This window comes from Bacteroides neonati (assembly GCF_000499785.1).
Taxonomy (GTDB): domain Bacteria; phylum Bacteroidota; class Bacteroidia; order Bacteroidales; family Bacteroidaceae; genus Bacteroides; species Bacteroides neonati.
Genome location: NZ_HG726020.1, coordinates 491,528 through 504,507 on the forward strand (window position 1 = coordinate 491,528; position 12,980 = coordinate 504,507).

Below are 12,980 nucleotides of genomic sequence, written 5' to 3' on the forward strand. Positions count from 1 at the left end.
CAAAGATACAGAATATTCTGAAACTAAAAAGATTTTATGCAGAAAAATACAGAAATATCTGAAAGAATATCAGAAATGCTTGAATTGATAGATTCAAATCCCAATTCTTTTGCAAAGAAATTGGGTTATCCACGTGCACAGACCATATACGATATCGTAAACGGAAAGTCTGCACCGAGCTATGATTTTTTCAGAAGATTTCAAATTTCAGAATATTCTGAACTCATCAGCATCAACTGGCTTCTAACCGGAAGAGGTGAGAAGTTAATAAGTGAAAAAATAGTAGATAAAAATGGTAAGGTAAACGGTAAGGTAAATGGTAAGGTATCTCAAGAAACAGAAGAAAATCCTCCATTTCCAACCATGGCCGCAAAACCAAATATGCCGTATGGAAATGCTCCAAACCTCTCTCTATATAATGGTGGTGAAATAGAAGAAAAGCAGCCATGTAGAGATGAATCCTCAGACGGACTAATAAAGCACCTCGTAGAGCAGCTAAATGAGAAATCCGAAGAGATCGGCGCCTTAAAACAAGAGGTTAACTTTTTAAAAGACCGGTTAGCCCAATGTGCCGAGAATGTAACAGGTGCGAAGAGTGCCCGCGCATAAAGACGTTCTATGTGTTCCCAATCGCATAGATATGGCAAAGAATCCACTACGTGCACCTCTAAACCTATTGGGTACGCTATTGGGTACGTACCCAGCACGTCTTTTATCAAAAAAAACAGTAAAGGCCAACACAACACATTTCTGCGTTATATCGGCCTTAATTTTCCTTATTTCGTTAGTTTAACAATGTAAATACTTCCATATAATAACTATATAGTACTTTTGTTTCCACGATCAATCTATACAGTAATGACAAAGGTAATACACGTACATCTTATTTTCGAGAAGCAAGATTACTACTTTGGAAGTATCTCTGCTGTCTTCGATACTATCAGCGAAGCCCAAATAGGTATAAAGAAAAGCACACTTTTGCATGCCGGCCTCACCGATGGCGGCTCCACTATCACCAAGCGTGCCATTATTAAACAATCTCACCTACGTCGCAGTATCCGGAGTTAAAAGCACCCCATTTGTTTAAACCTCATTTAATCCCTGTTTAATCCTTGTTTAACCTCCTATATTAAACATCCCCCCGAAGTTGAACACGGAATCACTCATGTTTAACTCGCTTGCACGATTTGTTTTCTGTCCGATCAACAATGAAAAAAGCCGAAACCTGCACTACAGCAATGTCTCAGCCCGTTTTCTCCCTGTCTCTTAAACATCCCCTAATTTACACTATTTGTATTGCCCCATATATTGTGGCACATCTCTTGACTTTAAAATGGTAATCCGCACTTTATTACAAGTGACCGAGTCGAACCGTAAGATCCGTTTGAATCCTACTGTTGTTCCCGTAGCTACCCTTCTCCACTCATTACCCGTCCAACACTCCAACATAAACTTCTCGATACGCTGTCCCTGAGTGATATTCTCCTGTAGCAGCAAGCGGTCTATTTTTTGTTCTCCTTCCAAGGCTATCTCAATGACCTTGTTCTTGGCCGAACCTTGCCAATAAGTATCCAGTCTGTTATCGGTGAGTTTTTTGTATTTCTTATCTACATAATTATGCGCAAAGGTGTTTTGTAAGATACGCTTCATCTCCAACAAGCTGTGTTTATCGTTTTCGTGGATCAATCCGCGCTTATCCGGAGGAATATTAAGCAACAGTAGTGAGTTTTTACCTACTGAGCTATAGTAAATATCAATCAGCTTTTGCGGTGTCTTCACTTTCACATCCTCTTTGGCATGATAATACCAACCCGGACGAATCGAGACATCCACCTCAGAAGGATACCATATAACTCCATTGGCTTTTTCGAGCAATAAACGGCTTCCCATATCCTTCTTCATATTACCTCCCGTAGGCAAAAAGGTTCCGGTACCTGCCTCTTGCTGAGAGGAGTTTGCAATCTCTTTCAGACTTGCTTCTGCAGCAGGAATCACACTCCATTCGGTATCTCGACCATATCCGCTTTCGGTACCAACCCAACGTACATCGGGTCCCATCACAGCAATAACAGCTTGCGGCTGCAATTTACGTATGGTTTCGTAATAGCGTTTGAAATCATATACCTGCTTTTTACCATTGGGTCCTTCACCACAAGCACCATCAAACCATACTTCATCGACTTGACCGTATTGTGTCAATAGTTCGGTCAGCTGATTAGTAAAGACATCGTTATAAGCCTCTGTGCCATACGTAGGGTGATTCATATCCCACGGTGAAAGATAAACAGCAAATTTCAGTCCTTCTTTGCGACAGGCATCAGATACTTCACGAACCAAGTCACCTTTTCCCCCTTTCCAAGGTGACGACTCAACCGAAAAGTCAGTTTCTTTGGACGGCCACAAACAGAAACCGTCATGATGCTTACAAGTGAGAAGAATCATTTTCATACCAGCCTCTTTCGCTGTACTGACCCATTGCCCGGCATCCAAATTGGTAGGGTTAAACTGTTTAGGGTCTTCTTTTCCAGTTCCCCACTCCTTATCGGTAAAGGTATTGATACCGTAGCAGATAAAGGCAGTGTATTCCATCTTCTGCCAATTAAGCTGCCGCTGTGATGGAACAACATGAGCCGATAAACGTACTTTCTCCTCTATTGAACTACCTTCGGGAAAGATACACGACGTAGTGTATAACTTCTTCGTGCTACTACAACTACCGAAGCAAAGAGCCCCCAACAAAAGGAGACTGCTTGCCATTGATTTATTCTTCATGGATTATATGATTAATTAGATATTACTTACCAAATTCCAATATACATCAGCATATCTGTTACCCAAAATTACGTAGGAATTTCGATCGAAATGAACCTGATGATGGTCAATTGATTTAAGCCCGGTTGATTCGACAAACCCAACATTTGGCGTTTCTCTGGCTACTTTTCTCAATATCTCTTTAATTTGATTTATTTGTTTTACTCTCTCTGTTGTATTGTGATCCTTGCCCGTGCCATAAAACTCGGCTAAATTTCCAATGATAAAAGGTAAGTTGGAACACCCTAAATCGGTACGAAGGTCTTTTATTAGTTGTTTTAATTTCGCTTCATAAACCGCCACCGTTTTAGGTGATACCGTATCAGATTCGCCTTGATGCCATAAGATGGCTTTAAGTAATCCATGCTTCTTAGCCCACAACGCTTTATTCAGTACTTCCTTATAAAATTCGGTTCCCTTCGTCATTCGGGCAATAGGGGCTCCTCCCCACCCCATGGGGATTAAGCCGACTTGAGATTGAGGATAGAGCTCTTTGTACACTTTGGCAAATGGTCCCGCCAAACAGAAGCGGTCACTACTCAAGCGTTTATGAATAGGTTGGCTGGCCTTCTCCCAAAAATAAGTTGCTGCCTTATTGGAATCCTCTCTGAGCACATATACTCCCTCAATCTCTTTATCATCTCCGGGCAGCAGTTCTCCATATCCTGCCATATTAGACTGTCCCATTAATAAGAACAAATCCAATCCTTTCGTTCCTTGCTTATCCTGCCCGTATGAAGACAAAATAAAGAAAAAGAACAGAAATAATACACTCAATTTATTTACATCGCATCTTTCCATCATTTTTTGTTTTTAGAATTATTCCATAATAGATTCAGGAGATGTTATTTGAATGAAATGTGCTGGAGGGTTGCCGTCAACCCATATCTTTAAGTTCTTTTTATTTTCACCGATAGCACGATTCAGGTCAGTCATGTTTTTGATATCTTTGCCTGCTGCCGAGAGAATAACATCGCCTTTTCTCACTCCCATCCGATACAATACGCAGGTTTCAGGAACTTCGACCATGATCACCCCTTTTATATCATCTATACCGGCTACAGACTTTTCAGCATCCGTATCCATTGTTTTAATAAGAGCCCCCATCCACTTCACCAGTTTTGTATGCTGTGTGCGTGTTTTCTTCGATAGTACCAATCTATCAAAACGTTGATGCGCCCGAATCGTTTCCGCTTTAAATTCAGGTATTTCAGTTCCAAAATTAGTCAAACAAAACTCCTTGAAACCCAGTTTAAATGCAGGAGAATTTGGCTGTAGCCTAAAGTCTCCCTTCTCTATATCTACAAACATCGGGTCGGCAACGATGGAGTGCCGATCGTGTCCTTTCATTTGCCATTGCTCCATACTCATCAAGTTCTTATATCCATTTTCTGCTTCCCCGGCTAATTTGACGATCATCGGATCGCCTGTCAAAGTGAAATAAAGATTATAATCAATCTCTTTTACTTGAGATGGTTTACTATGAATACCTTCAAAAGCAACATTACTTTCAGTATTGACATATATATTTTTTCGCATCACATCCTCTGTTTGCTGAAAACAAACATGCTTGCCCGGAGGATATTTGCCTATGAATATATTATTTTCTACCAAACGGAAAAATCCTTCACGCAGCTTTACGCTACACCCAATCGTCAGATTATCATAAATCTGATAATTCGATGATCCATCATCCAAATCGATTCCAAACGAATGATTATTAACAGTATGTCCAAAACGATTATGCCGAATAATAGTCGGTATATAATTATCCAGCCGACTACGATCGTGCGCTTTCTCATCTCCTTGTTTCACTACACCGTGCATCTTCATCGTCCAGTGACGGTCTCGTCCCCATGAATTGAAAGGACCATGATCGGCAGTAGAAAGAACCGTATGAAACACATCGTTATTCTCGATAATCTGTCCACCCCAGCTACCATCATTAATACAGATACCTGCTCGCGGCACATCGTATATCGAATTATGATTTATGCGATTCTCGGCACACATCGATAGTAATACGCCGGCTGCTTGTTTTTCCAATTCGCCTATACGGGTAATCAAGTTATTCTCAACCAAGCAATAGCGTGGATAATTTTCTGTTTTAGGTCCCGGAATGGTATCGGTACTGGGCGAGGTATCTCTCAATGGTTCGTTCCAAATGGAATAGGTAAGAATATATCCCCATCTTTTGGTAAGGTCGACTGTCTTTTTATTCGGTGTCACTTCGCACCAAGGAGTATCGCGCATAGCATCTCTACCACCCACTAAGACAATACCATTGGCCTGAATATTCTCAAAACGAGAAGCACATACCGAAGAGTTACGATTATACTTGCTCAGCATCACTCCATTTCCTCCGATATCATTGAACCGACAATTCTCTATTTTACAACCAACGGTTCCTTCCATATAAACAACAGCATCACGGCAAATCACGTAATCTCCTACCGGCAGATGCTCGCTACTACGAAACCATGTAGATAGCGTTTTCTCAAACCGAATGCCCCGAAACTCTACATAACAAACCGGCTGTTTCTCATCTCCTTCTAGTCGAACGATTTGTTCCGTAGCCGGAACCTCTATGACAGCCTTATTTAAATCAGTCCCTTTGGGAGGATAAATATAAAGTTGCTTTGTTTTTCTATCCCAAAACCACTCTCCGGGAGCATCCAATTCCTCAAAGATATTTTCGACATAGCGATCTTTGGAGTGAAGCTGTGCACCATTATACATCGTAGAGGTATCAATAGAAATCAGTTCCAAATGTGGAGTACCGTTATCGGAAACTCCTAGAATCTTATAGTGAATACTTCCCCACTTACCTTGTTGCATACCATGTACATAGCCTCCTTCGGCCGACTTCCAACGAGACACACGTTCGGGACTTAAACAGTCGGCAGCTACTCCCTCAAAGGGTCTCATCCCTTGCATCCTGTTGGGATAGCGAGAGAGCGGACAAATTTCTCCATTAATGTACAGAGTACGTGGCGAAAATCCTTGTTGTTCGGCTAAAGTAACCGAAGCCACCCAAATAGAGTCATTGTATTTTTTCCAAGTAGGAGTGAGCAAACGGCTTCCACTAAACACCACTTTTTCATCCTTATACGAAGTATAAACAATGGGGCTACCCTTTTGACCGGAGTCCTCGGCTGTGAGTACAAAAGGTGATGTAAAGCGGTAAACTCCTCCACGCAAACAGATAGAAGAGACTTTTGCTCTTCCTGTTTTCTTTCTGTTTCTTGCTTCATCACGTGCCCGTTCCAATGTTTTAAACGGATCTTGTAGTGTTCCTTTATTTGTATCTTTTCCTACCGGAGATACATATAGGGTGCTTTGTCCCCACATGAAAGTGGTTCCAAGCAATAGAGATAGTATAACTAGTAATTTTTTCATGTCATTCGTTTTAATTAATAGTACCATCCGGATAAGGTACCGACAATCCGGTTTCTTTGAAATAAGGCAGGTTCGCTTTATTCTTTTTCAGATAGTTACTTAACTCTTTAGCTAAAGACGCTCCTTTTTTCGCATAGCGTTTGTCTTTTATCAAATTATTCTTTTCGGAGATATCTTCTTTTAGATTGTATAGCTCGTTGATTCCTGTTTCATAGTAATGAATCAGTTTCCAATCGCCTTTACGAATGGCCGATTGAGGTAAACCTACATCCTCACGCTGTTCGCCCCAATTATTAGGATAATGAAAATACAGCGGACGCTCTTTGGTTAATGTTTTACCTTTTTTAAGCGCCTTGACAAAGCTGACACCATCGATACGTTGAGGTGTCTGATGCTCCTTGACTTCCCCCATCTCTAATATCGTTGGAAAGAAATCTTCGATTATCACAGGCGTAGCATTCTCTGTTCCCGGACGGGTTATTCCGGGCCAGTATGCAATCATTGGTTCGCGGATGCCACCTTCAAAGCAAGCACCTTTGCCGCCACGCAGTGGGTAGTTACGTTGAGCTGCTTCCCCGCCACGTCCTACAGAGTAACCTCCATTATCGGACATAAATAGGATAATTGTATTCTCGGCTACTCCTGCACGCTCCAGACAATCCATCAAAGCGCCTAAACTATGATCCATCCCCTCTACTAGGCTGGCATATTGTGCCTCTTTCTCAGACAACCCTTTGTCTATGTAGTACTGATAGAAACGTTTGTCTGCCACAAAGGGGGCATGTACAGCATAGTGGCTCATGTACAGAAAGAACGGTTGCTTATCAGCGACCGACTTCTCCATAAACTTACAGCCTTCTCTGGTTAAAACTTCGGTTAAAAAAATGTCCGATCCGTGATAAGCCTCCAATGATGGAACACCCCACGGTTTAGTCCATGTACCGGCTTCTTTATTTCCATAGTTATTCTCGCCCAAGTAGCTCCCCATTGCTCCGGCAGCATGACCACCGATGTTATAATCGAACCCAATCGTCAACGGATCGGCAGCCGGAGTATCTATCGCTCCCAGATGAGCTTTTCCGATGATACAACTTCTGTATCCGTTCTCTTTCAATAACAACGGTAGGCACTTGGCGTAGAAGGCATGCGGATAGTCTTGTACCGGAGATAGTCCGTTGTAGTTCCATTCTCCAAAGGTCAACAACTTATGTGGCTTATCCGTCCCCTTATCTTTATACAGCGTCCAATTAGAAACTTGATGCTGAGCCACATTAGCCCCTGTCATCAGACTAACACGCGAAGGCGAACTGACCGGACATGCGTATGCTTGCGTGAACTTCACTCCCTTGGCTGCCAACCGCTCCATATGGGGAGTGCGATATGTATCATTTAATACTGTGCGTTCCGTCCAAAAAGGAACGGAGGTATCTTGCCATCCCATATCATCGACCAAAAAAAGGATGATATTTGGTTTTTCTTGTGCCTCTGCAACTTGTACCCCCAACACAATCATAGCACCTGTGCTTATTCTTATGGCTAGCCTGTTCTTCATTTATTTATGTTTTAATGATCATAGCAAAAGGGTGTGCATATTGTTATAGGACACACCCTTTTATTTAATTACTTATTTATAACCTGGGTTTTCTGGTGATAAGTTGGGATTATTAGAAATACGTTTCATCGTTATCGGTAGATAATAATGCTTCTCAGCAAAATTTCTATCGCCTGAGTCTGCATTGATAATCTTTACCTCATACTTTTTGGTATCCCAATTAAAGTTTAGCTCTATACCGTTACGCTTCTTTGACAACTCTTCAACTGCAATACGCCATCTTCTCAAGTCCCAAAAGCGATGCCCTTCAAAAGCCAATTCCAATGCACGTTCTTTCCGAATCAGTTCGCGAGTAATTGATGTATATTTATATATGCCCGCTCTGTCTCTGATTTGGTTGATGTACTCTAATGCTTCATTTTCTTTACCTAGCTCAAAAGCAGCTTCTGCTAGATTTAATAGCGTTTCGGCATAACGATAAACGATATAATCAATATGTGATTCGTTTTTCTGCACCTGCTCTTCAGCCTCATTAATATACTTTTTAATAGCAAAACCGGTCATTCTATTTTGACTAGCAGGGCATCTAGCAAACCAGTTGGAATTATTATAAACTCCAAGAATCTGATTTGAAGTATTCAGCACTCCATTTACATAGGTTCCATTATGAGAAAGTAAGACTCCATTTCTAAATTTTGATTCAGCATACAAAACTGAGCCATAGAGTCTAGGATCTCTATTGCCAAACAACTCATTCATATCAAATTCTTTTCCAGCCAAAGCAGTAGCATCTAAATTTCCACTTCTTCCGTCAAGATAATCATATTTATTCACGATTTCAAGGAATGGAAAGGCATTCCCTCCCCAAAACTTATTAAACCCAGCCGGATAATGATAGTAATCATACGAATGCCCTACTTTTCCTAACCCATTATATACTTTCGAAAAAATAGTTTCACTGTTCTTCTCATCCAAAAATATACGTTGAAAATTATAAGACTTATCACTTTCTTTATTATACAATTGAAAATTAGTACTATTTACGATCTTTTTAGATGCATCGTAGCTTGCTTGCCAATAGTTTTTACTTTCTGATAGATTAAAGCCTAACAAACCATTTAGCTGCAATTTACCAAACTGAGCAATACTTCCGGCATACAACATAGCACGAGACTTTAAAGCCAATGTTGCATATTTTGTAACACGTCCATATTCAGTAGCTACTTCCGGCAAAATAGTAGCAATCTCATCACATTCGGCGGCTATAAAGTCATAGACCTCTTTTTCCGAATTCCTCTTTACGAATAGCTCTTCCTTACTCAAATCAGGTGTCTGAGGTTCAGTTATAATAGGAACTCCGCCATAGCGTTTCACCATTTCAAAATAATGGAAAGCACGCAAGAAGCGGGCTTCTGCAATGCGAGTCTGAGCTATACTTTGTTCAATAGTCGAAGATCCCACCTTTTGAATAAATGTATTCAATTCATAGATTTTATCATAGGCCCAATGTTCCATTACCCCACCAGTTTCACTTAATTCACCATTCACCCAGCTATAAGGAGCATTGTCGATAAAAACATCACCCGCCATAAAATCTTGCATCAAACACAAATTACTATTCTCATTATAAAAGAGAGGAGTCGATGCATAGAGAATAGCAAGATTAGCATTCACCAAATTCACATCATTCCACACCACGTCATCGGATATTTTATCCAAAGGTCTTCTATCTAGAAATTCACAAGAAGTAATTCCCAGCAAAAGCACTAATATATATACTATTTTCATTTTTTCACTTTTTGTTTTAAAATTCTATATTAAATCCAAACGATAGCGATTTATATAACGGATACTCCAAACTTGCTCCTGATTCAGGATCCTGTTGATATTTACGAATCTTATCAAATGTGAGTAGATTGTAACCAGATAAATACAACCTAACTCTATCAAATCCGACTTTAGCTGTCAGATGAGCAGGAATGGTATAACCGAACGTCAAATTCTTCAAACGTAAGTAATCTGCGGGACGTAGCCATAAATCAGACTGTTTAGTATTATAAGCATTTGTGCCATTCGTTGTTGCAGGGAAACCTGCATTGGGATTATCCGGTGTCCATCTATCTTCGTATAAAAACTTATATGAATTCCATACGCTATTAATAGTAAGTGACTTCATGTTATCACTAAAAGCAATATCAAATTTAGCAGCTCCCTGCATTAGCATACTAAAATCAAACCCTTTATATTGCGCAGAAAGATTTAAGCCGTATACTATTTTAGGAAGGGAACCATTCCCAATCTCTTCTTGATCGCGCCAATCAATTTTCTTATCATTATTTAAATCTTTATACTTAACCATGCCCGGCTTAATCGATTTGTTACCAGTTAAATCATAGTCAATAAGACTATTTTTTATTTCCTCTTCCGACTGAAAGAAGCCATCTGTACGGTATCCAAAAACAACATCTGTCCACTGCCCAACTCTATTCTTATTCAGACGTTCTTCATCAGGGTCGGTATATTCTTGCTGTGCAAAACTTACAATTTTTTCTTTTGAAAAAGAGATATTTGGACTAATTGTATAGCGTAAATCACCTATCGTATTTTGATGTTTGAGCACTAATTCAAAACCACGATTATCCATTTTGTTTAGATTTTCTTTTGGTAATACAGCTCCAAAAGTATTTGGTAGTACTGTGGCTCTATCTCCTAGTACATTCGTTCGCAAACGATAAAAGACATCTAACTCCATGCCTAATAACCCATTCCATAAACTTAGATCCAAACCAGCATTATAAGTATATATATCTTCCCAAGAAATTTTATAATTAGCCAAACCATTTGATTTTAAGCCTTTGTATACATTATTACCAAACACATATTGGCTATCAAACTTGAACGAGCTTAAGTATTGATAGGCATCTGCATTTTTATCATAACCCGAATGTGCATAAGAAAGACGCAGTTTCAAGTTATCGATTACTTTCGATTGATCTTTGATAAAACTCTCTTCGGACATGCGCCACGATAATAAGATACTAGGAAATAAAGACCAACGATGTTCTTTTGCAAATCGGGAAGAGCCATCATAACGAGCAGAAGCTTCCACCATATATTTTGATTTGTAAGAATAATAACCCCTTCCGATAAAGCTCATTCTAGCTTCTTCGGTAGCAGTTCCATCTGTACTCATATTATCACTAGACCCTGCAAACATTTCGTCTATTGCATCCGAGATAAAACCATCTTTATAACCATTAAACCAATTAGCTTTCTCGTCAATTAGTTCTGTAACAAACATACCTTGTACTTCATGGTCTTTGAATTTATTTTGATACTCAACAAAACCCTGTAAAGTCAATTCACGAGATTTATCTGCACGCTCCGTCAAACTATATTTACCTCCGGTAGCTGCTATAGTATAAATATCATTAATGACATCATAATTATAAGTAGAAAATGGTTTTGTCCACTTTTTATTTTTTTTCTGATCAGAGATATAATTACCTTTTACTTTAAGATTCAATCCTTTAACATGAGGAATATCGTATTTTAAGGTCAATGCACCTACCAAGTACTCACGGTCAGTATCATTGTAGCCACTAAACTCCCTATTTGTTTGCAAATAGGGAGTTACTGACCCACGATTTACAAACGGAATTTTTGTACGGTCAGGATAATGACCCGGATAACGATTAGTTGTTGTACCTATGGCCTGAAATATTTCTCGGCTTGAATAAGGAACATCTTCATTATTCGTAATCCGCATGGACAAATCAAGAGCAACCAAAAAATTATCTGAAATTCGAACATCAACATTTGAACGGACATTATATCGCTTCAAGTTCACATCACCTGACTTATAAATACCATCTTGATCCATATATCCTAATGATAAGAAGTAGTTCATTTTATCAGTTCCACCGCTTACATTTAGATTCGTATTTTTCATAAATGACCATTTCTTAATCAACTCCGAATAATGATCCGTATTAGAGAAATTTAAATCCGAACCATCTCTAAACTTTTGTATCTCTTCCTCTGTAAACATGGGTTGCTTACCTGCCCATGCCTGAGCTTCGTTCTGTATAATTGCCCAATCCCATGAATCAACAAATTGTGGCATTATATTCGGGGTTTGTCCAGTTAAAGAAGCTCCAAACGAGACTTTAGCTTTGCCTTGTCCGCCACGCCTTGTTGTAATCAAAATTACGCCATTTCCTGCACGTGAACCATAAATCGCAGCAGAGGCATCCTTCAAAATTGTAAACGATTCAATTTCATTAGGATCAATATTGTGAAAATTATCTTGTTCTACACCATCTACAATGACTAGTGCATCGCCATATCCACGAATATTAATTTTAGGAGTTTCTCCTGGTTTTCCTGTTGTTTCTTTGGTGATCAATCCTGGGAGTTTACCTATCAAACTCTGAGTTGCAGAGGCTACAGGGACTCTGGTCAAATCTTCATTTTTAATAGTAGCAATTGCTCCAGTTAGGCTCTCTTTTTTCTGAGTGCTATAACCTACTACCACTACTTCATCCAATGCTCTTGCATCTTCTTGCATCACGATATTTACAGACGTTTTTCCTTTTAAGGGAACCTCTTGTTGTTGATAACCAATATAAGTAACAACCAGTATATCGTTAGGAGAAGCATTTAGTGTAAAATCACCATTCATATCCGTGATGGTTCCATTACTAGTACCCTTTACCATCACATTAGCGCCAATAATCGTTTCTCCTGCTGCATCCTTAACCACTCCTTTGATTTTAGAAGAGCTTTGTTGTGTCGCTTTTGGCATCAACAATATTTTCCGATTTTCTATTCGATACGAATAGTTACTCAAGATTGCATTCAAAACCTCTGCAATATCGGAGTTACGCTTGTTGATATCTACTTTTTTATTAGTGTCGATTTCTTCATTACTATAAAAAAAGACAAATTCGGTTTGCTTCTCAATGCTTTGAATAACCTCTTTTAAGGTTGCATTTTTAAGATTCAAACTTATTTTAGCGTTTTGCGCATAACTTTCCGATGCAGATAGTTGCCATACAGACAGCGCAATAAACAAAACGATTAGCTTCATTCTTTTAAATGAATTAATATTAAGAGAGGAAAGAATCTTCTCTCTTAGAAGTTTATTTTTCATATTTTGTATTATTCTGATTTAAATATAGTACTCTCGCCCGTCGAAAAGAGAGAGTGATTACTT

The 12,980-nt window shown here is 39.3% G+C and carries 8 protein-coding genes; 2 read left to right on the forward strand and 6 right to left on the reverse strand.

Features of this window, described 5'->3' with window-relative positions; genetic code table 11:
• Positions 1-36: 36 nt before the first annotated feature.
• Both TY03_RS21405 and TY03_RS05165 read left to right on the forward strand, forming a co-directional pair.
• Positions 37-609 carry a hypothetical protein gene (locus TY03_RS21405; protein ID WP_052332397.1) on the forward strand — a complete coding sequence of 191 codons (573 nt, stop codon included), beginning with the start codon at positions 37-39 and terminating at the stop codon, positions 607-609.
• A 249-nt stretch (positions 610-858) separates the two neighbouring features.
• Positions 859-1,068 carry a hypothetical protein gene (locus TY03_RS05165; protein WP_042367976.1) on the forward strand — a complete coding sequence of 70 codons (210 nt, stop codon included), beginning with the start codon at positions 859-861 and terminating at the stop codon, positions 1,066-1,068.
• Between the two features lie 219 nt (positions 1,069-1,287).
• Here TY03_RS05165 and TY03_RS05170 read toward each other — a convergent pair whose 3' ends face one another.
• The 6 genes from TY03_RS05170 to TY03_RS05195 all read right to left on the reverse strand — a co-directional run bounded on the left by TY03_RS05170 (position 1,288) and on the right by TY03_RS05195 (position 12,917).
• Positions 1,288-2,772: an alpha-L-fucosidase gene (locus TY03_RS05170; protein WP_081713049.1), complete on the reverse strand. Its 1,485-nt coding sequence runs from the start codon at positions 2,770-2,772 to the stop codon at positions 1,288-1,290.
• A 15-nt stretch (positions 2,773-2,787) separates the two neighbouring features.
• Positions 2,788-3,615: a sialate O-acetylesterase gene (locus TY03_RS05175; protein WP_081713050.1), complete on the reverse strand. Its 828-nt coding sequence runs from the start codon at positions 3,613-3,615 to the stop codon at positions 2,788-2,790.
• Between the two features lie 15 nt (positions 3,616-3,630).
• A complete protein-coding gene (locus TY03_RS05180) occupies positions 3,631-6,210 on the reverse strand; it encodes a PDZ domain-containing protein (RefSeq protein WP_187373975.1) in 2,580 nt (859 codons plus the stop codon).
• A gap of 10 nt (positions 6,211-6,220) precedes the next feature.
• The gene (locus TY03_RS05185; RefSeq protein WP_042367980.1) at positions 6,221-7,762 is read right to left on the reverse strand and encodes a sulfatase; all 1,542 of its coding nucleotides are present in this window, start codon (positions 7,760-7,762) and stop codon (positions 6,221-6,223) included.
• 72 nt (positions 7,763-7,834) lie between these two features.
• Entirely contained in the window at positions 7,835-9,550 is a 1,716-nt protein-coding gene (locus TY03_RS05190; RefSeq protein ID WP_042367983.1) for a RagB/SusD family nutrient uptake outer membrane protein, read from the reverse strand.
• Positions 9,551-9,566: 16 nt separating this feature from the next.
• Entirely contained in the window at positions 9,567-12,917 is a 3,351-nt protein-coding gene (locus TY03_RS05195) for a TonB-dependent receptor (protein WP_042367985.1), read from the reverse strand.
• Positions 12,918-12,980 lie beyond the last annotated feature (63 nt).